The following is a 22,924-nucleotide window of genomic DNA, read 5'->3' as shown; positions in this document are numbered from 1 at the left end:
TGCGGCTGCGAACGAGGTTTGCGGACCGCGAAAGGAACGATGGCACCTCGTACCGGATTCACCACGACCCGTCGCGGTGTTGCGTTGCTGGCTCTTCCGCTGGCCGCCGTCATCGGCGCCTGCACCGCGTGCGGGCCAGCGGCGCCGCAGGCCGAAAGCGTCCAGTCCAGCCCGTCGCCCTCCGCTGAAAAACCTGCTTCCCCGGCGTCCTCCGCGTCCCCGGCTCCGGCCACGACGCAGGTGCAAGCCGAAGCGAAGAAGTCCGCCGCCGGCGCCGAATCGGTGGAACCCACGGCAGCCCCGAAAACCACTGCCCCGGTTGCCCCTGCTGCGCCCACGGCGAGCGTTGCGCCGCTGTCCTCCGGCGCGGTGGCGGGGGCGACGCTCAGCGCGCTGCCGACTGCGGCCGCCAGCCTCTCAAAGCAGACCTCGGCGCTGTACCGCGCGATCGAGGACGGCAAGCCGGATGCGGTGCGCAAGGCAGTCAAGGCCGGAGCGGATCTGCACGCCAAGGATTCCTCCGGGCGCACGCCGCTGATGCGCGCGGTGATCGTGGGAAATGCAGCCATTTGCAAACACCTGCTGGATGCGGGCTCGGACCCGAACGCCAAGGACGATTACCAGGAGTCGCCATTCCTGCGGGCCAGCGCCTCGGGCATGGTCAGCACGCTGAGCGCATTCCTGGACAAGGGCGCCGACACCCGCTCGACCAACCGCGTGGGCGGCACCGCGTTGTCGGTGGCCGCCGAGAACGGTCAGGTCGGTTCCGTGCGGGCGCTGCTGAAGACCGACATTCCCGTCGACCACGTCAACGACCTGGGCTGGACGGCGCTGCACGAAACCATCGTGCTGGGCCAGGGAACCACGAATTCCATCACCATCGCCCGCTTGCTGGTGACCCACGGAGCGAATCCGACGCTGAAGGACCAGACCGGATCGGATGCCTTCACGCTGGCCAAGGAACGCCAGCAGACGCAGATGCTGAACATGCTCGTCGCGGCCAGCAGCTAGTAGAGCGCGTCGAGGTAGAACCAGGCCCCGTTCTCGCGCACGAACGTGCTCACCTCATGCTGGCTTCCGCGCTGCCCGTCCTGGGAATAGTGCGCGGTGAACTCCACGACCCCGCGGGACGCCTGGGCCCCACCGGAGCGGGTCTTCACGATGTCGAGCCCTTCCCAGTGCAGGTCCTCGTCCAGCAGCAGCTCTGCCGGCCGGGTGGTTTCATGCCAGGACTGCAGCAGGTAATCGGCCAGGCCCAGCACGAAGGCGCTGTAGCGCGAGCGCATCAGCTGCTCGGCGGTCGCCGGCAGCACCTGCCCCGAGGCCCGGTGCTCGTGGAACGGCTGGCAGCATTGCGCATAGCTGGCCTGGTCCGCGTCGAGCGCTCGGCAGGGGCAGGGGCTGTCGGCTGTGATTTCCATCCGTCCAGCTTACGCGCGGCACCCGGAAATCAGTTCATGAGCCTAAAATCACATGGCGAATAACTAGGAGAAACAGTTCTAGGCCTGCACTGGCCGGTTTTACCCGTCACATTCCCGCTAGACTGGGTAGGCAAGCTCGCGGAGCGCCAAATCCCCTTGGTGTGAGACGGCACGTCTCCGTGTGGCATTTAACCCCTTCGCGCACAGGAGATACGCCGGATGCCCCGCATCGTTGTAGATGTCATGCTCAAGCCAGAAATCCTTGACCCCCAGGGTAAGGCCATTGCGGGAGCACTGCCCCGCCTGGGATTCAACTCCTTCGAGGCCGTCCGTCAGGGCAAGCGCTTTGAACTCACCGTAGACGGCGAGGTGACCGACGCAATCCTGGCCCAGGCCCGCGAGGCCGCCGAGACCCTGCTGTCCAACCCGGTCATCGAAGATGTTGTCAACGTCGAGGTCGTTGCGGACTAATGAGCACCGAACTTCCCCTGATTGGCGACTACTCGACGCCAACCGCTGAACTGTCGGGCGCCCGCATCGGCGTGGTGACCTTCCCGGGCACCCTCGACGACCGCGACGCAGCACGTGCAGTGCGCGCCGCCGGCGCCCAGGCAGTGTCCCTGTGGCACGCCGACACCGACCTGCAGGACGTCGACGCCGTGGTGATCCCCGGCGGCTTCTCCTACGGCGACTACCTGCGCGCAGGCGCCATCTCCCGCTTCGCCCCGATGATGGGCAAGATCGTGGACGCCGCGAACTCGGACGCCAAGCTGCCCGTGCTGGGCATCTGCAACGGCTTCCAGATCCTCACCGAGGCGCACCTGCTGCCCGGCTCGATGATCAAGAACGACCACCTGAAGTTCATCTGCCGCGACCAGGTGCTGCGCGTGGAGAACAACCAGACCGCCTGGACCAACGGCTACGAAGCCGGCCAGGAGATCACCATCGTTCTGAAGAACCAGGACGGCCAGTACGTCGCCGACGAGAAGACCCTGGACATGCTTCAGGGCGAAGGCCGCGTCGCATTCTCCTACGTGGGCTGGAACCCGAACGGCTCGCGCCGCTCGATCGCCGGCATCACCAACGAGGCGGGCAACGTCGTGGGCCTCATGCCGCACCCGGAGCACGCCATCGAGGCAGGCTTCGGCCCGGATCACCGCGGCACCGACGGCCTGACGTTCTTCACCAGTGTTTTGACCCACCTCGTTGGAGGCAAGAAGTGAGCGAGCAGACTCAAGCATTCAACATCGACACCGTCGATAACGCGGCAGTGACCCCCGAGGTCGAGCTGCCGTGGGCCGAGCTGGGCCTGAAGGACAACGAATTCGCCGAGATCGTCAAGATCCTGGGCCGCCGCCCGACCGCGGCGGAGCTGGCGATGTACTCGGTCATGTGGTCCGAGCACTGCTCCTACAAGTCCACCAAGACCCACCTGAGCCAGTTCGGCAAGAAGGTCACCGAAGAGATGAAGAAGGACCTGATGGTCGGCATGGGCGAAAACGCCGGTGTCACCGACCTCGGCGACGGCTGGGCCGTGACCTTCAAGATCGAGTCGCACAACTCCCCGTCCTACGTGGAGCCGTACCAGGGTGCCGCCACCGGCATCGGCGGCATCGTGCGCGACATCATCTCGATGGGCGCCCGCCCGATCGCCGTGATGGATCCGCTGCGCTTCGGCGCGATCGACCACGAGGATTCGCAGCGCGTGGTGCACGGCGTGGTCTCCGGCATCGGCGGCTACGGCAACTCGCTGGGCCTGCCGAACATCGGCGGCGAAACCGTGTTCGACCCGATCTACCAGGGCAACCCGCTGGTCAACGCGCTGGCGGTTGGCGCGCTGCGCCACGAGGACCTGCGCCTGGCCAACGCCTCCGGCGTGGGCAACAAGGTCGTGCTCTTCGGCGCGCGCACCGGCGGCGACGGCATCGGCGGCGCCTCGGTGCTGGCCAGCGAGTCCTTCGACGACACCAAGCCGTCCAAGCGCCCTGCAGTGCAGGTCGGCGACCCGTTCGCCGAGAAGGTGCTCATCGAGTGCTGCCTGGAGCTGTTCAAGGCCTCGCTGGTCGAGGGCATCCAGGACCTGGGGGCCGCGGGCATCTCCTGCGCCACCTCGGAACTGGCGGCCAACGGCGACGGCGGCATGAATGTCGAGCTGACCAACGTGCTGCTGCGCGACTCCACCCTGACCCCGGGCGAGATCCTGATGTCCGAGTCGCAGGAACGCATGATGGCAGTGGTTTCCCCGCAGAACGTGGAAGCCTTCGAAGCCGTCATGGCCAAGTGGAACGTCGAGTACTCCTGGCTGGGCGAGGTGACCGACGACAACCGCCTGACCATCACCTGGAACGGCGAGGTCATCGTCGACGTGGACCCGAGCACCGTTGCGGTGGACGGCCCGGAATACAACCGCCCGTACGCCCGCCCGGAATGGCAGGATGCCCTGCAGGCCGACACCTTCCGTTCCTCGGAGGCCGGGAAGAACCTTCCGGCATCCGGCGAAGAACTCAAGGCCGCCGTGCTTCAGCTGATCGCCAGCCCGAACATGTGCGACAAATCCTGGATCACCCGCCAGTACGACCGCTACGTGGGCGGCAACACCGCTCTGGCCTCCCCGGATGATGCAGGCGTGGTCCGCATCGACGAGGAAACCGGCCTGGGTGTGGCCATCGCCACCGACGCCAACGGCCGCTACACCTACCTGGACCCGTACGCCGGCGCCCAGCTGGCGCTGGCCGAGTCCTACCGCAACGTCGCCACCTCCGGCGCCATCCCCGCGGCCGTCTCCGACTGCCTGAACTACGGCTCCCCCGAGGATCCGGACGTCATGTGGCAGCTGGCAGAGGGCATCCGCGGCCTGTCGGACGCCTGCATGGAGCTGGGTGTCCCGGTCACCGGCGGCAACGTCTCGCTGTACAACCAGACCGGCGACAAGGCCATCCACCCGACCCCGGTGGTTGCGACCCTAGGCAAGCTGGACGACGTCGCCCGCCGCACCCCGTCGGGCTGGCGCGAAGAGGCCGACGGCCAGGCCATCTACCTGATCGGCACCACCAAAGATGAACTGGACGGCTCCGAGTTCGCCAACCTGCGCGGACACCTCGGCGGCCTGCCGCCGAAGGTCGACCTGGCAGCCGAGAAGGCGCTGGGCGCGATCCTGATCAACGCCAGCCGCGACGGCATGATCGACTCGGCGCACGACCTCTCGGAGGGCGGCCTGGCCGCCGCGCTGTCCGAGATGGTGCTGCGCTACGGCGTCGGCGCCCGCGTGGCACTTGACGAGATCAAGTCCCGCGACGGCATCGACGCGTTCACCGCGCTGTTCTCCGAGTCGCAGGCCCGCGCCCTGGTGGCCGTGCCGCGCAGCGAAGAGGTCCGCTTCAACGACATGACCAGCGCCCGCGGCGTCACCGTGGCCCGCCTGGGTGTCGTCGACGCGCAGTCCGGCGCCCTGGAGGTCCAGGGCGAGTTCACCGTTTCGGTGGACGACCTGCGCGAAGCCCACGAAGGCACCATGGAAAAGTACTTCGGCTAGCCCCGACCGTACTGCCGCGCCACGGCGGCCGCTCCCACTTCGGGAGCGGCCGCCGTCGCGCATTTCCGGGCCGCCGCGCACCATCTCGTCTCCTATAGTTGACACGTCAACAAGTTTGATGCATGATTGGGCTATCAACCTATTTCGGAAACGGGGACTGCAGATGAACGCCATCGAGAACATCGAATTCGGCATCGACACCTTCGGCGACGTGCCCAGCGGGCCGTCGGGCGAGCTGGTATCGCATGCCCAAGCCATCCGCGCCACGGTGCAGGAAGCCGTGGTCGCAGACCAGGCCGGCGTGGACGTGATCGCCGTGGGCGAGCACCACCGCCCTGAGTACGCCATCTCCAGCCCCGAAACCGTCCTGGCAGGCATCGCGACAGCCACCGAGAACATCCGCCTCAGCTCCGGGGTCACGGTGCTCTCCTCCGACGACCCGGTGCGCGTCTTCCAGCGCTTCGCCACGGTCGACGCCCTGTCCAACGGGCGCGCCGAAGTCATGCTGGGCCGTGGATCGTTCACCGAGTCCTTCCCGCTCTTCGGCTACGACATGGCCGACTACGAAATCCTCTTCGACGAGAAGATCAACCTGTTCAACGAGCTGCTGGGCGAGAAGCCGGTGACCTGGAACGGCACCACGCGCGCCGCGCTGCAGGACGTGGAGGTCTTCCCGAAGACCGAGTCCGGGCGCCTGAAGACCTGGGTGGGCGTGGGCGGCTCGCCGCAGTCGGTGATCCGCACCGCCCACTACGGCTTCCGCATGATGCTCGCCGTGATCGGCGGCTCCCCGGAGCGCTTCGCCCCGTACGTGGACCTGTACCGCCGGGCCAACGACCAGTTCGGGCACGAGACCCTTCCGGTGGGCCTGCACTCCCCCGGCTTCGTGGCAGATACCGACGAGCTGGCCCGCGAGCTGATGTTCGACGCCTACAAGGAACAGCGTGACCGGATCGGCGCCTCGCGCGGCTGGAGCCCGATGAGCCGCAGCGAATTCGAGCATGAAGCCGCCGAAGGTTCGCTGTACATCGGCTCCCCGGAGACCGTGGCGCGCAAGATCGCCACCACCGTGCAGAGTCTGGACATCGGACGTTTCGACCTGATCTACTCGGGCGGCGCAGTGGACGCCGGCGCCCGCCTGCGGGCCGTGGAACTCTACGGCACCAAGGTCATCCCGCTGGTGCGCGAAATGCTCGCCGAGAAGCCCGCCAAGATCAACAACTAAGCAGCCAGGAGGCAGAGAACATGGAGCAGCAGACCATCGGCATCCTCGGCGCCGGCAAGATCGGCACCGTGCTCGCCCGCCGCGCGCTGGCGGCAGGCTATAAGGTGCTCATCGCCGGATCCGGCGACCCGAGCGCCATCGCGCTGACCATCGAGGTGCTGACCCCGGGCGCGGTCGCCGTGGACCCTGCCACCGCCGCCGGCCAGGCCGACATCGTCATCCTCGCCCTGCCGCTGGGCAAGTACCGGAGCATCCCGGCCGCGCAGCTTCAGGGCAAGCTGGTCATCGACGCCATGAACTACTGGTGGGAGACCGACGGGATCCGCGACGACCTGAACACCCCGGGGGTTTCCACCTCCGCGCTGATCCAGGACTTCCTGCCGGGCTCGCGGCTCGTGAAGGCATTCAACCACATGGGCTACCACGACCTTGAGGACGAAGCCCGTCCAGCTGGCGCCGAACAGCGCAAGGCCATTGCGCTGGCCGGCGACCGTCCCGCGGACGTGGAGGAGACCAGCCGGATCATCGATGCCTTCGGCTTCGATCCGCTGCCGATCGGCTCGTTGGCCGAGGGCGTGCGGCTGCAGCCCGGACAGCCGGCATTCGGCGCGAACCAGAACCGCGAGCGGCTGGCCGAGCTCATCGGCTTGGCCGTCCCGGCGGCCCCGACCGCCGGCCAGTAGGCAGCAAATGGCAATGCCCGCCCCTTCAACCGAAGGGGCGGGCATTTTTGCGGCGGGAGTTGCCGGTCCTAGATCTTCTTCACGATCGAGGACTTCAGTTCCATCTGGCCGAAGCCGTCGACTTTGGCGGCGATGTCGTGGTCTCCGGTGCCCTGCACCAGACGGATATTGCGCACCTTCGTTCCGGCCTTCAGCGCACTCTGCGCCCCCTTGACCTTCATGGTCTTGGTGATGCTGACGGTATCCCCGTCCTGCAGGACGTTTCCGACGGCGTCCTTGATGACTGCCTCGGCCGTTTCAACCGCCTCGGCCTCGGCGTTCCATTCATGGCCGCATTCGGGGCAGACCAGCAGCGCATCCATCTGGTAGGCGTACTCGCTGGAGCAGTTCGGGCATGGCGGCAAAGTATCAGACATGGAGCTAATTTTAGTGAGCTGACCTGTTTATTGTCGACCGAATCGAATATCGGACGGAAGCGGATTCCTCTTCGCAAAGCGGGCGTTTTCCGGCTGCCGGCAGAGACCCCTGCCAGTGGGACTCGCCCTTGCCTGGCCGGTCCGATTCGCTCATACTCAGGCTAGGAGCAGTAGCCCGAACAGCGCGGGAAGGCACACCATGTCGAAGCACAAATACAACAAGTACGGCCCCCAGGTGTCCATCTCCGCCAAGGAGGGCCTGACTCTTGAGGTGCTCAAGCTTGCCGAGAAGGCCGGAGCCCAAGCCGGGCAGGCAACAGCCAAGGAACACCTGTATCAGAGCATCGCCAGGGGGTCGCTGCTGAACGAGCAGCAGACCGACGAACTGCTGGCCGCCGCCGAACGGGCCGGGGCCGCGGCGGCGCTCGCCGCGGCGCGCAAGGTCCTGGACAAGACGCTGCGCACCTCATTCAGGCCGAGCCACTACGCTCCGCCGGCTCCCGGCGCGGCGTCTGACGCAGCACCCGCTGCCGCGCAGGAGACGCAGCCGTATTCCGAAACCTACGAGGAGCCGTTGGCCCGCTATTCACCGCCGGTCAGCCAAGTCGAAGCCCCTCGGCACAAGATCGACCAGCATGTCCTGACCATCACCCGGGTGCAAAAGCTCAGCGACCAGCTGGTGCGCCTCGTGGCCAGCGCACCGAAGCTCGACGGCTACCGCTCCAACGGCGCACTGGATGAATACGTCAAGGTGTATGCCGCGGATCCCGCCCTCGGGCTGGTTCCGCCCTACGACCTGAGAGAGCTTCGCCAGCGGCTGCCGCGCGAGCAGGTGCCGCGCTCGAAGTCCTACACCATCCGCTGGATCGATCCGGTGGTCGATGAGCTGGCCATCGACTTCGTGCTCCACGGCGAGCCCGGAACTGTCGGGCACTGGGCAGGCACTGTAGAGCCCGGTGCGGCGCTGGTCATTTCCCCGGCGCGCAGCAAGACCTCCATCCAGCTGGGCGCCGACTACTATGTGCTGGCCGCGGATGAAGCCGGGATACCGGCGATCTCCAAGATCCTCGAAACTCTGCCGGAGCACGCGCAGGGTGTGGCGCTGCTTGAAATTGCCGACGAACGAGCAATGTTTGACGTGAAACATCCCCAGGGCATTGTTTTACGCTGGCTTTCCCGCGACGGCGTGCCGGCAGGACGCAGCGACGTCCTGGCCGAGGCTTTCCAGACGCTGGCGGTCCCGCGCCAAGGTCTGGGTGTCGTGGCCCATGCTGAACGAAGCACCGTCAAGGCCATCAGCCGCATCTGCGACCGCTGGAACCTGTCGAAGCGCTCCAGCCACATTTCCTCCTACTGGACGCTGCGCGAAGGACGGCTGATGCGCTGACCGCTGTGCCGGCGGCCTGCCGGCCCCGGAGAAGAATCCACGAACGCAATCCACTTCGCTTGTCTTCCCGCCAGCGCATCACGACGCAGCTCCTAATGCGGGCCGGCGAGCGCGTCCCCCGGCCACCGGCGCCGGCAGGCCCAGATTGCCGCGCAGCGTGCGGTGCTCGTAGGCGGTGCGGAAGCGTCCGCGGCGCTGCAGCTCGGGGATCACCAGCTCGACGAAATCCGCCAAGCCGTCGGGCAGGCTCGGCGGCATCAGGTTGAAGCCGTCAGCCGCCCCGGTATCCAGCCAGAGCTCGATCTCGTCGGCGATCATCTCCGGCGTTCCGACCAAGGTGCAGTGCCCTCCCCCGGCCGCCAGCAGCCCGAGCAGCTCGCGCACCGTCGGCTGGTGGATCTCGATCAACCGCAGGATCGTCGCGTAGCGTCCGGCCGGGCCGGTGAAGTCTGCGGCGGAGGGAAGTTCGGGCACCGGTGCATCCAGCTCCCAGGCGCTGGTGTCCTGCTGCACGAATATCGCCAGCTGGGCCAGTGCCTGCTCGACGGGCAGCAGGTCGTTGAGCCGGCGCTGCTTGTCCTTGGCCTCCTCCAGCGTGCGGCCCACGTAGGCGACCAGCCCCGGCATGATGGCCAGGGCCTGCGGATCGCGCCCTGCCGCGGCGGCCCGGGACCGCACGTCCTGTGCGTAGTCCAGCGCCATCTGCCGGTCGGCGGCCACCGCGTAGATCGCCTCGGCATGGGCCGCCGCGAGCTCGCGCCCCTGGGCGGAGGCCCCTGCCTGGAACAGCACCGGGGAGCCTTGCGGCCCGTCGGGGATATTCAGCGGCCCGCGCACACCGAAGTGCTCGCCCGCGTGGTCGATGGCCGACAGCTGCCGCGGGTCGGTGAACACGCCTGCGCGGTCGGCCCGCACCGCCGCTGAGGGGTAGGATCCGAACAGCCCCCGCAGCACCGTGATGAACTCGTCGGCGCGGCCGTAGCGGTAGGCATGGTCGCCCAGGGTTTCGCGCCCGTGGTTCTGCGCCTCGGTATCCCACATACTGGTGACCACATTGGCGCCGGCCCGGCCGCCGGAGAGCCGGTCCAGGCTGGCCAGCATGCGCGCGGCGTGGAACGGGGTGTAGAAGCTGGAGGACACCGTGCAGACCAGACCGATCCGGCTGGTCTTCTGGCTCAGCGCGGACAGCAGCGTAAACGGTTCGAAGAACCAGGTAGGACCTGCCGCCGCGGCCTCCGGGGAGACGGCTTGGCCGTCGGCCAGGAACACCGCGTCCAGCAGGCCGCGTTCGGCCAGCTGCGCCAATTCGACGTAGTACGCGGTCTCGCCCAGCCGCTCGGCCGGGGAATCCGGCGCCCGCCAGGCCGCCTGGTGGTGCCCCGCGCCGTAGATGAACAGGTTGAACCGGGCCTGCTTCCTCGATGCGCTCATCCCTTGACCAGGCCGCCGTCGACGATCAGGTTCTGTCCGGTCACCCCGCGCGAGAGCGGCGAGGCGAAGAACAGCACCGCGTCGGCGAGCTCGGCCGGCGAGGTCACCCGGCGCAACGGGGTGCCGGAGGCGATCAGGTCGAAGACCTCTTCAGGAGTGGCGGCCGAGGCATCCGTGGTGCGCAGCAGGCCTCCGGAAACCATGTTGACGTTGATGCCTTCCGGGCCCAGGTCGTCCGCGAAGGTGCGGGTCAGCGAGAGCAGCGCCGCCTTGGTCGCGGTGTAGTCGTGGTACGGGACCACTGGGTGCTGGAACAGGTTGGTGCCGATGTTGACGATGCGTCCGAAGCCCGCCTGGCGCATGCTCGGCAGCACTGCCTGGATCGCGGCGACAGGTGCGAGCACGGAACCGGCGAACTGGGCCGTGAGCTCTTCGGCGGACAGCTCGTCTGCCTTGGAACGGGCATCTGCGTTGAAGGAGAAATCCACCAGCGCGTTGTTGACCAAGGTGGTGATCGGGCGGCCGAAGTGCTCGGCCGCGGCGGCGGCCAGGTCCTTCAGCCCGGCGGCGTCGCGCACGTCGGCCTGCAATGCCAGCGCCTGTCCGGGGAATGCGGCGGCAAGTTCCTCGGCCGCCTGCGACGAGCTGCGGTAGTTGACGACGACCTTCGCCCCGGCGTCCAGAAAAGCGGCGCTGATGGCCGCGCCCAGCCCGCGGGCGCCGCCGGTGACCAGCACCAGTTGTTCCTTGAGCGGCAGTGCGGTGGTGGAAGAAGCTGCGGTGTCGGTTGCTGCGTGTGCGTTCATGGTGCTCGAACTCCTTGAAGATGTGTCAAGGCGAACGGGACCCCGGCGTAGATGCGTGGCATCGAGGTATCCAGGACATTCCCTTCGCCAGTGCTAACTGGATCAGGTTCGACGGGTTTTATCTCAGCCGCATGGCGGCACCCCGTGTCACTACGTCCCATTAGTACCACAAGCCGTCCGGGACGGCCGAACACGTGTCTTCGCCGGGTGTTTCCGGAGCTACTGGATGACCTGGACTTCAAAACCCGCCGGAGCCGAGAGCTCCGGGATCAGCTCGATGACCAGATTCTCGATATTTTTCTCGTCAAGTTCGAATTCCACGACATTCGGATCTGTCGAGCACTGGACAATTTTTTGCCGCAGCATCTTTGGCCCGTCCTTGATTCGAACGTCGGTCCGGCCCGAGCCTGAACAGGTGTACTTGATCAGATACGGGCCCGGCAAGCCATCCGTTTCCAAAGATAACTCTTCAGGCGCAAGGGTTCCGCCCTGTTGGTATTGAAAGCGTTGGGCAGCCCATGCAACCAACCCGTGGTAGCCGCGCTGCTCGATTTCGCCCTGCCAGAATCCTATGCCGTCCATAGCGGTAGGGTCTGAGGATATTCCGACCATCGCCAGATACATCAGCGGCGGGTAGTGCAGTGCAACTTCTTGGCGGTGGGCGATCTCCTCAGGCGACGATTCCTCGACGGGTTGCTGGAATTGGAGGGTGTTTGACTGTTGCCTGGGCGATTCGCGATCTAGCGGGCCGAGCTGGGACACCGGAGTTGTGCAGGACGTGAGCGCAAGAATTACAGCTCCGAGCAGAGGCAGCATTTTCTTCATTCGCTCACTTGCCATCATTTTGGTACAGGTTGAGTTCGTAGGATCCGATGGTTTCGGGATCACCGGAAACCAAAATGCTGTAGCTCTCGGCGGATGGACCGATTTCAAACTCGCCGTGGGTGGTTGCTGCGGGGACCTCGCAGGTCAATGGGATCTCGACCGATGGCTCCATGCCAATTTCCGGAAAATCTACGTTGATGAAAACCTGCACGGCCGCGCGCCCAACACCCCAGCAACCAAATTCAACCTTGTAATCACCCGCTTCTTCCGCGGTGCCGCTCATGGATGTCGAATCGTTGATAACCTCTTGCTCGCCATTTTCGCCTATAAAGGTCGTGGATCGGAAAAATCCCGAAAGTCCCATGGCAAATTCGTCCACATCATCACGCGTATCAAGGTCGCCGAAGATCGGGGTAGCTCGCAGAACCTGTGTTTGCAGCTCTGAGAAAATCGGAACACCTTCTTGGTAATACTTCGCGTAGGGATCGTCACCGTGTTGTTCCGCTTCCCAGGCCGAGTCATACCCGCCGAGATCTTGCTGTTCCACGGGTTTAAGCTTGGATACGGGTGTCGTACAGGCACTGAGCAGCAGTACGCCGGCCAGCAGTGGATACAGAAACTTCTTCACAGCAACATCCCGATGGTCATTCAAATCAGCATCATGCTGACCATATTTCGTCTACCGAAAGAAAACAATACTTGTCACAGCGGATTATGGCGGCAAAATGGTAACTTTTTCAATTCAGCCTGCCAACTTCCGAGAAGAGAATCACAGCAAGACACCTGGAGCGAATCAGAGTTTCGTCGGTGCAGGCACATAGAGTCGAATGCTGGGACCGCGGATTGCAGTCCCGCCGCATATTCAAGGAGAAGTACCACCGCATGCGACTGCTGCGCCGCACCCTGTCCCTAGTTCTCGTCGCATCCACCCTCGGACTGGTTTCCTGCTCATCGCTGGCTTCCACGGATTTCACCGGGACAAACGGCGCCCAGGCCGCGACCCCGACAGCCGATCAGCAGGCGACGTATGCCACGTCCCTGAACCAATTGGAAGACATCGCCATCAAGGGTCGCGCACCGAAGACCGGCTACTCTCGCGAGCAATTCAGCAACGGATGGAAAGATACCGACAACAACGGCTGCGATGCGCGCAACGATATCCTCGCTCGCGATCTGGACAATGTTGAATACAAACCGGCCCGGGTCGACTGCGTGGTATTGAGCGGAACTTTCCATGACCCCTACACGGGCAAGACGATCAATTTCGAGCGCGGCCAAACCACAAGTTCCGCCGTACAGATCGACCATGTCGTCGCGCTGTCGGACGCCTGGCAGAAGGGCGCCCAGAAATGGAGCAAGGATGAGCGCCTCCAGTTCGCCAACGATCCGTTGAATCTCCTCGCCTCGGACGGACCCACAAACGCCGCCAAGGGCGACAAGGACGCGGCAACATGGCTGCCACCAAACAAGGACTTCCGCTGCGAATACGTGTCGCGGCAGACCCAGGTCAAGGCCAAGTACGGTGCATGGATGACACAAGCCGAGCATGATTCCATCAAGAAGATCCTGACGTCCTGCGTTTAGCAGAAGATCTTCGGAAACCGTTCTCAACCCACAGATTGAGCGTTTCCCAGTAAATTACCACTTTGGGCGTATGTTCAACCGGCTGGATTTATGGCATCATTGATGTTATTCCAGCCGATAGCGAATTGTTTTCGCGATTATTTGGCGAAAATCGACAATTCAAGGGTGCACGATGAAGTCACGGTTGCTCGGCGTAGTACTGCTGCTGGCCAGCGTCTGCATTTTCGTGCTCGCGCTGGACAACTCCCAACGCTCTCTGGCAACCACCTGCTGGGTCACTTCAACCCTGATGTTCATTGCGGCAGCCATGCTGCTCCTCAGCGGCATCGTCGGATCTTCCTCGGTGACCGCCGGAGATCCACGACGCAAGCGCCAGCGCTAAAGCCTCCGACTCTTTTTCACCGCATGCCCTGCCGCATCGGCAGGGCATGCGGCATTTCCAGTGATGCAACCCACCGAACAGGACTCTTGCTGCACAAAAAGATCTGTTTTATACGTGAAATTTACGTTCAAGCATCGACAGGTTCACCTTCATGGGATAAACATGAGAGAAGTCACACGCTTAACTCTGAGGAGAATCTATGCCTGCGCTCAGGCGGATCAAGAACATTTCGCTGACTTCCCTGGCTACCGCATCCTTGGTTGCGGCCGGTTGCGCGGTAGCCCAGGCCGCAACGGTGGCAGAGCCAGCTGCCGAAACTTTCACCCTGGACATCTTGGACATCAATGATTTCCACGGGCGCATCGCTCCCAACAGCGACTCTGCCGGCGCAGCAGTCCTGGCAGGAGCAGTCGACGAACTGCGCGCGCAAAACCCGAACACCTTGTTCGTCTCAGCTGGCGACAACATCGGCGCCTCGACCTTCGCTTCGGCCTCGCAGGACGACAACCCGACCATTGACGCGTTGGCCGCGGGCGGGCTCGATGTTTCCGCGGTAGGCAACCACGAATTCGACAAGGGATTCGACGATCTCAGTGGCCGCGACAGGCGCGTCATCAACCGCTACGCCACTGCGTCGGGGCAGGAAGGTGAAGATTTCGCCCTTGGAGCAAATGTGTATGAAAAGGGCACCAAGATCCCAGCCCTGCGCGAATACGCGATTCGGGAAGTCAATGGCATCAACGTCGGTTTCATCGGAACCGTGACCGAAGATGTCCCGTCATTAGTCACTCCCACAGGTATCAAGGACCTGGCGTTCGGCAACGAGCTCGAAGCGGTCAACCGCGTCGCCAAGCAGCTTTCCGACGGCGACACGACCAACGGCGAAGCATCTGTCATTGTCGCGTTGACCCACAACGGCTCGGAAAGTACCACCTGCGAAGCTATCGCCGCAGAGAAAACCACCTACGGCGAGCTGGTCCGTGGTGCCAGCGAGCAAGTGGACGCCATTGTGTCCGGCCACACCCACCAGGGGTACAAGTGCGATAACATCGCAGGGCCCACGGGCACTAAACGTCCGGTCATCCAAGCCCACCAGTACGGCACAACCCTGGGCAAGATCTCCCTCGTGGTCGACCGAACCAGCGGTGAAGTGACCAGCTTCTCGACTGGGCTCTTGCCACTGGCAACTGAGGACGAGGCCGGCGACTGGAAGCCAAACTACACCGCGAACGCAACAGTACAAAACATCGTGAAGAAGGCGGTGGCGGATTCCGAAGAAGTCGGCAACGTGAAGGTCGGAGAAATTTCCGCCGATATCCTGCGCGGTGGCAAGAAACCGGGATCCGACCGCGGTGTGGAATCCACGCTGGGCAACACTGTAGCAGACATCCACTTGTGGGCCACCTCGAATGAGGACTTCGCCGGAACTCCGGCGCAGATTGCCTTCATGAACCCGGGTGGCCTGCGCGCAGACCTGGTGTATGCGAAGGCCCCGAAGGTTCCTAGCGACAAGGACGGCCAAGTTTCCTACAAGGAAGCCGCCGATGTGCAACCGTTCGCCAACACGCTGATCACCTTCGAAATGACCGGTGCGCAGGTACGCGAGGCGCTGGAACAACAGTGGCAGCCGGAGGGCTCCGAGCGGTCCAAGCTGCATCTGGGCATCTCCGAGGGTCTGTCCTACACCTACGTCGAGGACGCACCTCGCGGGGAGCACATCAAGGACATCACCTTCAACGGCGAACCGCTGGACGAAGCCGCCACCTTCCAGGTTGCAGCAAATGCGTTTTTGGCCGCTGGCGGCGACAACTTCGCGGCCTTCGCCGAGGGCACGAACCACGCCGACTCCGGGCAGATCGACCTGGAGGCCACCGTGAACTACTTCAAGTCCCACGACGTCGTCGACCCGGCCCCGCTGGGCCGCGCGATGGTCGCAGGCACCGACTGGGCCCAGGTCGAGCTTTCCGCCACCGAGGCGGAAGCCGGCCAGGACATCGAGGTCACCATCACCGGGCTGGAGGAAGGCGCTCAGATCACCGCGTCGGCCTTCGGAGGCGAGCTGGAGATCACCGACATTCCGGCGGCCGATGCGCAGGGAAGCACCACGTTCACCCTGCCGATCGCCGAAGATACCGAGGCCGGCGACTACGAGCTGCTGATCTCGCAGGTGCAGCGCGAAAGCATCTCCACCACGTTCACCGTGGTGGCCGCCGAGCCGCCGGCCAGCCCGACGCCTTCGGAAAGCGCATCGCCCACTGCAAGCCCGTCCCCGACACAGACTCCTGACGAGTCGGGCGAGCCGACCAGCTCGGCCACGCCGACAGCTTCGGCCACCCCGACGGACAACGGCAACCAGAATGACCGTGATGACCTGGCGCAGACTGGTTTCAGCGCATCCTGGATCGGCATGGCAGCCGGGGGCATCGTCCTGCTGGGCATCCTCCTGTTGCTGGTACGCCGCTTCGGAAACAAGAACAGCCACTAGGCTGATCGCCGCACCAGCTGCGTAGAGCGAAGGCGCGGACCCCTGACGGGGTCCGCGCCTTCAACGCTTAATGAGTGAATTAGTCGATGACCAGTTCGCCCATGGCGTCCCAGTCCTCGCCGTCGACCTTGCGGGAGACGATCTTCGGGGTGGTTACCAGCAGCGGGCGCATGGACTCCAGGCCGGCTGCGAAGTGTGCGGAGTTGACGTGGGCGCCAGCGGCTTCGTCATCGCGGAATGCCTCGACGAGCACGAACTCGTTGGGATCCTCGACGCTGATCGACCAGTCAAACCACAGGTTGCCTTCTTCGGCGCGGGTGGCCTTGGTGAACTCGGCAACGTGGTCCATGAAGCTGTCGGTGAATTCTGGCTTTACCTGATATTTAACAACGATGAAGTACATGCTTCCAGTCTATTGATCCACCGGCGTTTTGGGCCCTTCAGCACATGTATTCTTGGTCCCTTTGGCGAAACCGTGGTCCACAGGTCCCGGCCAGAACCTTCTCCGGAGGCTGGCAAGAAGGCATGAGGCAGATAGGGGCTTAAGTGGTCGGGCCGGCCTCGTCCTTCATCCAGAACGGAGAATAGTGGTATCCGTCCGGGTCGTCGAACTGCCGCTGGTACATGAACGGATAGTCATCGGTGTCGCCGATTTTTCCTCCTGCGGCTCCAGCTCGCTCGACCAGCTCGTCGACCGCTTCGCGGCTGCCCAGGTCGAATGACACCGTGACCTTCGAGGGCGTATCGGGCCCGCCGATAAGTTCTTCCACGCCTCCGACACTCGCATACATTTCACGGCTGCCGAGCATGACATACTGATCAGCCGAGATCGCAAAACAGGCGACCTCGTCGCTGGACATCTCGGAGTTCAGCGTCCAACCGAGGGCTGTGTAGAACGCAGTGGCCCGCTCGACGCTCTGGACGGGGCACGTAATGAACAGGCTCATGAATCCATGGTTCTCATTCGACGATGCGCTGTCAATGCCCCGCGTCGGCTCGCCTCAAGCATCCGCGAAGGCTCCGGTCCCCGACCTGGACTCAGGCCCCAGATTCCCGGAAGCAGGACCATGCGCCGCAGGCCCGGTGCCTTGGATAGAGGCGTCCGGCCCGGGCGATGCCGAAAGCAGGAGCCGCTTGTTTCTATTTGCAGGTAGCAGCCTGGGCAAATATAGGTAGTGAATGATTGAGCCGTATATTGAATTCCAAATTCATCCTGACAAGACTGAATTTAGGATGGCGCTTGCAACCATCCATTGTTGCCGGGGCGGCGCAAATAATCCCCCAAGTTATTTGTGCGGCAGCGAGGCTCTCCACTTACCCCCAATACGGTGGAGAGCCGCCCCTCCCGATACTTTTTGCCTTGCCGGCTTGGCCGGCATTCACCAGGAACGGCGGATGACTTCCTTGTCCCGGTTCGGCATTCCGTCGACGACCAGATCATAGGAGTCCTCGATGAGCTCGCGCATGGTTTGCTCGTCCAGCCCCATTCGCACCGAATTCCAGTGCTTCTTGTTCATGTGATATCCCGGGGTGATCTCCGGGTGCTCGCTTCGCTGCTGGTCAGCCAGCGCGGGTTCGCATTTCAGGTTCAGCAGCAGTTCGCCGTGCAGGTGCATGATCAAGGCAAACAGCTTGCCGTTCTCCCGGTCCCTGCCGGCGACCTTGAAGACTGTCGTTTCCGGCCCGAACGGATGGTCTTCATAGGCGCGGGGCATCTGCAGGCACAAGGCCCGCCAGGCATTTTCCGTGCGTTCCTTGTCGCTATGCGACGATCCATTGCCCGACATTGTGAGCTCCCCGGTTCACTCAACGATCCACGTTTCGGAGCCAACGGTATCAGCCTGAATCGGCTTCGTGCTGGGCTATCGGCGCCCCGACGATACCGGGTCGCTAAATACGCGGAAATTCGATCATGGGGCAGGTGTCCATGACGACGTCCAAGCCGGCAGCGGCTGCCCTCTGTGCCGCGCTCTGGTCTATCACCCCTAGTTGAAGCCAGATTGCCCGCGCGCCGACGGCAATTGCCTGGTCGACGACGTCGCCGACTTTCTGCGAATTGACGAAGCAGTTCACCACGTCGATCGTGCCCGGGATATCCGCCAGCTTCTCGTAACCGCTCCGGCCGAATACCGACTCCCCGGTGAGCGACACCGGAATGATTTCCATGCCCAGCGAGTCCTGGAGGAAGCGTGCGACCGAAGGCGCGACGCGCCGCGGATTGTTGGTCAGGCGGACAACTGCCCAGCGGCCTCGATTTGTCAGCAGTCGCCGGATGACTGCGGGATCGTTTACGTGGTTGGTGCCCATGTGCGCAACGATACCGCCGTTGCCGATGAAAGTCTGCGGATCAGGAAATGGCAGGCAGATCCCCTCCCAGTTGGATCTGCCTGCCAAGCTTTGTTGCTAGCCCTGGTACTGCATGCTGGCCTCGGAATTTGCGGCCGAGTATTCGGTGAAGGCGCCGCGGTACTGGGCTGCCGGATGGTTTGCCGGGAGCTTGTCCCCGCGTCCGAAGACCTTTTGCCGCAGGCTTCCCGGCGCATACTCGCTCTGCGCCAGGCCGCGGCGGCGCAGCTCCGGAAGGACGCCTTCGATGAAGTTGTCGTACGAGCCGGGCAGCACGTGGTTCATGATGTTCAGCCCGTCGATCCCGGCATCCTGCCAGCGCTCCAGCTCGTCGACGATCTGTTCCGGGGTGCCCACGATCTGCTGGGCCTTGGCCCGGTAGTTCGCCAGGTCGCGCAGGGTTGGATTGCGTCCCGGGGTCGAGGCCAGTACCGCTTCCAGCACGCCCTGGGCGCCTTCGGTCTTCACCGCGCCCAGTGGAGTGTCCAAGTCCAGCCCGCCGAGGTCGACGCCGATGCCTCCCCCAATATGGGCAACGATGGCCTCCAGGTCTAGATACTGGTCGTATTCCGCTTCCAGGGCCTTGGCCTCTGCTTCGGTGGAACCGACCACGAAGGAGAGCCCTGCGAAGACCTTGATATCCGTGCGGGTGCGGCCGGCGGCTTCGAGGTTGCCGATCAGCTGGGCGTTTTTCTTGGCCACGTATTCCGGGTGCGGCGCAAACAGGAACGTCGCCTCCGCATGGGTGGCGGCGAACTGCGAGCCGCGCGGCGAGGACCCCGCCTGAAACAGGAACGGGGTGCGCTGGACGCTGGGCAGGGCCAGGTGCGGTCCGTCGATCGAGTACAGCTGGCCGCGGTGGTTGATCTTGTTGACCCGGGCCGGGTCGGCGTAGATGCCCGACCCCTTGTCTGCCTTGAGCGCATCGTCCTCCCAGGAGCCCTCCCAGAGCTTGTAGGCGGCTTCCACGTACTCCTCGGCCCAGGCGTAGCGGTCGTCGTGCGCGACCAGGTTGTCGCCGCCGAAGTTGCGGTGCGCGTTCTCCAGCACGCTGGTCACGATGTTCCAGGCCACGCGGCCGTTGGACAGGTGGTCGAGCGTGGAGGCCTGGCGGGCAAACTGGAACGGGTGCGCCTGCACCACCGAGCTGGTCATGGCCAGCCCGATGTCGCTGGTGGTGGCGGACAGCGCGGAGAGCAGCACCAGCGGGTCCTGGCTCGGAACCTGCAGCCCCTTGCGCACCAGCGAGGCCCAGCCGCCCTCGTGGTCGCCGTACAAGCCCACCACGTCGGCGAAGAACAGGCTGTCGAACTTGGCGTCTTCCAGCTTCTTGGCCAGCTCCACCCAGAGCGCCAGCTCGTTGAACTTGTGCTGCTCGGCCTGAGGGTGGCGCCACATGCCGCCGAGGATGTGGCTGGAGGTGTTCATCAGGAAGGCCGAGAGCAGGAAGCGCGGCCGCGAGTCGAAGGTTCCCATGGCTACTTGGCTCCCTTGGCTTCGCCGATCGAGTGCAGTCCCGTCGGGATGGTTCCGTTGATGAAGTAGTCGCCCACTGAGCGGGCCTTGAAGGCGACCGGGTTGTGGGTGGCGACGGTGCGGGCATTGCGCCAGAAGCGGTCAAGCGACTTGGAGGTGGAGACCGCCGAGGCGCCGGTGACGTCGAAGAGCTCGCTGGTGGCGTCCAGGACCAGCTTCGGGGCCGCCACGTGCGCCTGCTGCACTGCGAGCTCGGCGCGCAGGAAGGCGGCCTCCGCATCCAGTCCGAGGCCCGGGTCCAGCGCGGCGTCCAGGTCTCGGGCCGCCGACACCACGATCGATTCCGCGGCGAACACGTTGGAGGCCAGGCGTCCCACGAGCTCCTGGATCTGCGGGTCGTCCTTGAACAGCGCGCCGGAGCCGGTGTTGAAGGTACGGGTGCGGGTGGCCACAATGCGGGCGGCTTCGTTGCGGGCCGCCTTGCCGATGCCGACCAGCACCGAAAGCAGGCACAGCTGGAAGAACGCGGGCTCCAGGGTGGAGGCCACCTTACGCTGGATGATGTTCTGCTCGTCCACCGCGACGTCGGTGAAGATCGCGGTGCCGGTGCCGGTCAGCGGCTGGCCAAAGCCGTCCCAGTCGTCGAGGATCTCAACGCCCTGGGCATGGCGGTCGACCACCGCGTACTGGCGCCCCTCGACGCCGTCCGTGGTCGCCATGACAACTACCCAGTCGGCGAAGATCGAGCCGGTGGTGTAGTACTTCTCGCCGCGCAGCACCCACCCGGCATCGGTCTTGACGAGCTTGGTGTTGGTGCTGCCCAGCGCGTTGCCGCCGCGCTCGGTGGCGGCATTGCCGAAAATCTCCCCGGCGAGCACACGCGGGAACCAGCGATCCTGGAATTCCTGCGGCTGCAGCGCAATGGTTTCCACGAAGGAGAAGTGGCTGCGCAGCAGGTGCGACACATTGGAGTCGGCGGCCGACAGTTCAATGAGCAGGCGGAAAAGATGCTCGTGGCTGACCGGATCCCCGCCGTGGCTTGCCGGCACGCGCAACGTGGTGAATCCGGCGTCCTTCAGCCACTGGACCTGCTCGAAAGGCAGGATGCGCTGCTGTTCGCGTTCCCGGGTGCCTTCGGCGATGCGCGCGAATACCTCGCTGAAGCGGGCCGAGAGCTGCTGGTAGGCGGCTTCGCTGCCGTACGGTGCGGTAATGGTCAGGGTCGATTCCAGGGCGTCGGTGCTCATAGTATCTCTTTCGGAATTCAGTGAAATAAGTGGTTCGTGGATGTTCAGCGGCTGCGCGTCTCGGCGAGCTCGCGCAGTACGCGGCCGGGGTTCGCTGCCAGCAGTGTTCGGGTGTACTCGTGCTGCGGGTCGGAGAAGACCTGTGCGACGGATCCGACCTCGACCAGTTCGCCGCCGCGCATCACGCCGACCTGGTGGCTGATGCGTTCAACCACGTGCAGGTCGTGGGAGATGAACAGGTAGGTGAGGTTTTCCTCGCGCTGCAGCGTATCGAGCAGTTCCAGGATTTGTTCCTGCGTCAGGACGTCCAGTGCGCTCAGCGCCTCGTCGAGCACCAGGATCTTAGCGCCGTTTGCCAGTGCCCGGGCGATGGCCACCCGCTGCCGCTGGCCGCCCGACAGTTCGCCGGGCCGCTTGGAGGCAAGCTCCGCACCCAGATTGACCTGTTCCATGAGCTGGGCCACGCGAGCGCGACGCCAGGCCGCGTCGCCCAGGCGGTAGTTGACCATTGGCTCGGCGATGATCGCTTCGACCCGCTGCCGGGGATCCAGCGCGGAGTCCGGGTTCTGGTAGACCAGCTGGGCTTCGCGCCACAGCGCGTAGCGCTGCTTTCCTCCGATGCCGGTCACCTCGTTGCCGTTGACTCGCGCGCTGCCGTTGCTGGCTTCGAGCAGGCCCATGATGATTTTCGCGGTGGTGGATTTTCCCGAGCCGGATTCGCCGACCAGAGAGAACGTGGTCCCCCGGGCGACGTCGAAGGACACGGAAGACACCGCAGTATGGGCCGCAGTCCCCTTGCCGAAAACCTTGCCGAGGTTCGCGACCGAGATCGCCAGGTCATCGGTGCTCCGCGTGTCCTGCTGGTTCGCGGTGGCGTAGGCCTGGTCAAGCAGCGCCTTGGTATACGGGTCGATGCTCTGGGAGACCAATTCCGCCACGCTCCGGTCTTCGAGGATGCGCCCGGAGTTCATGACCAGGACGCGGTCGGCGATATCCGTGGCGACGGCCAGGTCGTGGGTCACGAACAGCACGGTGGTTCCGTTTTTGCGTGCCAGCGACACGAAGATCTCCAGCACGGTCCGCTGCACGGTGACATCCAGCGCGCTCGTAGGCTCATCGGCGATGAGCAGCTTCGGGTTCAGTGCGAACGCAATGGCGATCAGTACACGCTGCTTCAACCCGCCTGACAGCTCATGCGGGTACTGCGACATCCTGCTTTCGGCGCGGTCAATGCCCACGCTTTCCAGCAGCTCGATCGCCTTGGAACGCCATTGGGCTTTGGGGACCGAACGGCTGGGGTGCAGCCTGAACACCTCGATCACCTGGGAGCCGATGGTCTTCACCGGGTCCAGGGAGGCGCCCGGGTCCTGCGGCACCAGCCCGATGCCTGCCCCGCGGATCTTGCGCCATTCGTGCACGTTCAACGTGGTCACTTCGGTGCCGCCAAAGCGCACGCTGCCGGTGCTTTTGGTGCCCTGGGGCAGCAAACCGATCAGGGACTTGGTCAGCGTCGACTTGCCGGAGCCGGATTCGCCGACGATGGCAACGATCTGCCCGCCGGGAATCTGGAGGTTGATGTTGTCCGCGGCGATGGTTCCCTGCGCGTACTGAACCGTGAGGTCTTCAATCCGGATCACCGGATTGGCGGTATTCTGTGGGGCATTCATGGATCTCTCCT

The 22,924-nt window shown here is 64.3% G+C and carries 23 protein-coding genes and 1 riboswitch; of the genes, 10 read left to right on the top strand and 13 right to left on the bottom strand.

From position 1 onward, the window contains the following. Positions 1 to 39: 39 nt before the first annotated feature. On the top strand, positions 40 to 1,011 hold the full coding sequence (locus tag C1H84_RS13105) for an ankyrin repeat domain-containing protein (RefSeq protein WP_113607602.1): 972 nt from the start codon (positions 40 to 42) through the stop codon (positions 1,009 to 1,011). Here the strand turns inward: C1H84_RS13105 and C1H84_RS13100 are convergent. Further along, positions 1,008 to 1,421 (bottom strand): YchJ family protein, encoded by a 414-nt coding sequence (locus C1H84_RS13100; protein WP_047118084.1) that lies wholly within the window; start codon positions 1,419 to 1,421, stop codon positions 1,008 to 1,010. The genes C1H84_RS13105 and C1H84_RS13100 overlap by 4 nt on opposite strands. A 219-nt stretch (positions 1,422 to 1,640) precedes the next feature. Between C1H84_RS13100 and purS the strand changes: the two genes are divergently transcribed. The 5 genes from purS to C1H84_RS13075 all read left to right on the top strand — a co-directional run bounded on the left by purS (position 1,641) and on the right by C1H84_RS13075 (position 6,861). Further along, positions 1,641 to 1,892: a phosphoribosylformylglycinamidine synthase subunit PurS gene (gene purS / locus C1H84_RS13095; RefSeq protein WP_047118085.1), complete on the top strand. Its 252-nt coding sequence runs from the start codon at positions 1,641 to 1,643 to the stop codon at positions 1,890 to 1,892. After that, entirely contained in the window at positions 1,892 to 2,644 is a 753-nt protein-coding gene (purQ, locus tag C1H84_RS13090) for a phosphoribosylformylglycinamidine synthase subunit PurQ (RefSeq protein ID WP_047118086.1), read from the top strand. The genes purS and purQ overlap by 1 nt, the downstream gene beginning before the upstream one ends. Then, entirely contained in the window at positions 2,641 to 4,953 is a 2,313-nt protein-coding gene (gene purL / locus C1H84_RS13085) for a phosphoribosylformylglycinamidine synthase subunit PurL (protein ID WP_113607601.1), read from the top strand. Before purQ ends, purL begins: the two co-directional genes overlap by 4 nt. A gap of 163 nt (positions 4,954 to 5,116) precedes the next feature. Continuing rightward, the gene (locus tag C1H84_RS13080; protein WP_181728135.1) at positions 5,117 to 6,178 is read left to right on the top strand and encodes an LLM class flavin-dependent oxidoreductase; all 1,062 of its coding nucleotides are present in this window, start codon (positions 5,117 to 5,119) and stop codon (positions 6,176 to 6,178) included. Between the two features lie 20 nt (positions 6,179 to 6,198). After that, positions 6,199 to 6,861, top strand: coding sequence for an NADPH-dependent F420 reductase (locus C1H84_RS13075; RefSeq protein ID WP_244910905.1), 663 nt, complete (start codon positions 6,199 to 6,201; stop codon positions 6,859 to 6,861). Positions 6,862 to 6,929: 68 nt separating this feature from the next. On the opposite strand, the gene C1H84_RS13070 is transcribed toward C1H84_RS13075, so the two are convergent. After that, entirely contained in the window at positions 6,930 to 7,277 is a 348-nt protein-coding gene (locus tag C1H84_RS13070; RefSeq protein ID WP_053797248.1) for a zinc ribbon domain-containing protein YjdM, read from the bottom strand. 199 nt (positions 7,278 to 7,476) lie between these two features. Here C1H84_RS13070 and C1H84_RS13065 point away from each other — a divergent pair, with 199 nt between their 5' ends. Next, on the top strand, positions 7,477 to 8,664 hold the full coding sequence (locus C1H84_RS13065) for a siderophore-interacting protein (protein ID WP_113607600.1): 1,188 nt from the start codon (positions 7,477 to 7,479) through the stop codon (positions 8,662 to 8,664). A gap of 78 nt (positions 8,665 to 8,742) precedes the next feature. On the opposite strand, the gene C1H84_RS13060 is transcribed toward C1H84_RS13065, so the two are convergent. The 4 genes from C1H84_RS13060 to C1H84_RS13045 all read right to left on the bottom strand — a co-directional run bounded on the left by C1H84_RS13060 (position 8,743) and on the right by C1H84_RS13045 (position 12,354). Continuing rightward, entirely contained in the window at positions 8,743 to 10,095 is a 1,353-nt protein-coding gene (locus C1H84_RS13060) for an NtaA/DmoA family FMN-dependent monooxygenase (RefSeq protein ID WP_113607599.1), read from the bottom strand. Then, positions 10,092 to 10,901, bottom strand: a complete 810-nt coding sequence (locus C1H84_RS13055; protein WP_047118092.1) for a 3-oxoacyl-ACP reductase — start codon at positions 10,899 to 10,901, stop codon at positions 10,092 to 10,094. Before C1H84_RS13055 ends, C1H84_RS13060 begins: the two co-directional genes overlap by 4 nt. A 61-nt stretch (positions 10,902 to 10,962) precedes the next feature. Then, a riboswitch (TPP riboswitch) is annotated at positions 10,963 to 11,056 on the bottom strand. Positions 11,057 to 11,120: 64 nt separating this feature from the next. Next, on the bottom strand, positions 11,121 to 11,726 hold the full coding sequence (locus tag C1H84_RS13050) for a hypothetical protein (RefSeq protein WP_113607598.1): 606 nt from the start codon (positions 11,724 to 11,726) through the stop codon (positions 11,121 to 11,123). Positions 11,727 to 11,730: 4 nt separating this feature from the next. After that, positions 11,731 to 12,354 carry a hypothetical protein gene (locus C1H84_RS13045; protein WP_113607597.1) on the bottom strand — a complete coding sequence of 208 codons (624 nt, stop codon included), beginning with the start codon at positions 12,352 to 12,354 and terminating at the stop codon, positions 11,731 to 11,733. A 254-nt stretch (positions 12,355 to 12,608) separates the two neighbouring features. Between C1H84_RS13045 and C1H84_RS13040 the strand changes: the two genes are divergently transcribed. The 3 genes from C1H84_RS13040 (at position 12,609) to C1H84_RS13030 (ending at position 16,177) form a co-directional block, all read left to right on the top strand. Continuing rightward, the gene (locus C1H84_RS13040; protein ID WP_113607719.1) at positions 12,609 to 13,310 is read left to right on the top strand and encodes an HNH endonuclease family protein; all 702 of its coding nucleotides are present in this window, start codon (positions 12,609 to 12,611) and stop codon (positions 13,308 to 13,310) included. A gap of 172 nt (positions 13,311 to 13,482) precedes the next feature. Next, complete coding sequence (locus tag C1H84_RS13035) at positions 13,483 to 13,692, top strand: hypothetical protein (protein ID WP_146956067.1); 210 nt, start codon at positions 13,483 to 13,485, stop codon at positions 13,690 to 13,692. A 199-nt stretch (positions 13,693 to 13,891) separates the two neighbouring features. After that, positions 13,892 to 16,177: a bifunctional metallophosphatase/5'-nucleotidase gene (locus C1H84_RS13030; protein ID WP_113607718.1), complete on the top strand. Its 2,286-nt coding sequence runs from the start codon at positions 13,892 to 13,894 to the stop codon at positions 16,175 to 16,177. A 79-nt stretch (positions 16,178 to 16,256) separates the two neighbouring features. Here the strand turns inward: C1H84_RS13030 and C1H84_RS13025 are convergent, their stop codons facing one another. The 7 genes from C1H84_RS13025 to C1H84_RS12995 form a co-directional block, all read right to left on the bottom strand. Further along, on the bottom strand, positions 16,257 to 16,580 hold the full coding sequence (locus tag C1H84_RS13025; RefSeq protein ID WP_113607595.1) for a putative quinol monooxygenase: 324 nt from the start codon (positions 16,578 to 16,580) through the stop codon (positions 16,257 to 16,259). A gap of 139 nt (positions 16,581 to 16,719) precedes the next feature. Continuing rightward, on the bottom strand, positions 16,720 to 17,124 hold the full coding sequence (locus C1H84_RS13020; RefSeq protein ID WP_053797240.1) for a VOC family protein: 405 nt from the start codon (positions 17,122 to 17,124) through the stop codon (positions 16,720 to 16,722). A 432-nt stretch (positions 17,125 to 17,556) separates the two neighbouring features. Beyond that, positions 17,557 to 17,964 carry an MmcQ/YjbR family DNA-binding protein gene (locus C1H84_RS13015; RefSeq protein WP_047118100.1) on the bottom strand — a complete coding sequence of 136 codons (408 nt, stop codon included), beginning with the start codon at positions 17,962 to 17,964 and terminating at the stop codon, positions 17,557 to 17,559. Between the two features lie 103 nt (positions 17,965 to 18,067). Next, positions 18,068 to 18,484, bottom strand: a complete 417-nt coding sequence (locus C1H84_RS13010; RefSeq protein ID WP_113607717.1) for a CoA-binding protein — start codon at positions 18,482 to 18,484, stop codon at positions 18,068 to 18,070. A 96-nt stretch (positions 18,485 to 18,580) separates the two neighbouring features. Next, positions 18,581 to 19,999 carry an NtaA/DmoA family FMN-dependent monooxygenase gene (locus C1H84_RS13005; RefSeq protein ID WP_053797239.1) on the bottom strand — a complete coding sequence of 473 codons (1,419 nt, stop codon included), beginning with the start codon at positions 19,997 to 19,999 and terminating at the stop codon, positions 18,581 to 18,583. Between the two features lie 2 nt (positions 20,000 to 20,001). Further along, positions 20,002 to 21,246: an acyl-CoA dehydrogenase family protein gene (locus tag C1H84_RS13000; RefSeq protein WP_113607594.1), complete on the bottom strand. Its 1,245-nt coding sequence runs from the start codon at positions 21,244 to 21,246 to the stop codon at positions 20,002 to 20,004. 44 nt (positions 21,247 to 21,290) lie between these two features. Beyond that, positions 21,291 to 22,913 (bottom strand): ABC transporter ATP-binding protein, encoded by a 1,623-nt coding sequence (locus tag C1H84_RS12995; protein ID WP_113607593.1) that lies wholly within the window; start codon positions 22,911 to 22,913, stop codon positions 21,291 to 21,293. Positions 22,914 to 22,924 lie beyond the last annotated feature (11 nt).

This window comes from Glutamicibacter soli, from assembly GCF_003309065.1.
GTDB classification, from domain to species: Bacteria; Actinomycetota; Actinomycetes; order Actinomycetales; family Micrococcaceae; genus Glutamicibacter; species Glutamicibacter soli.
Note: the sequence above shows the minus strand (reverse complement) of the source record. Positions and strands in the feature narration are given on the sequence as shown.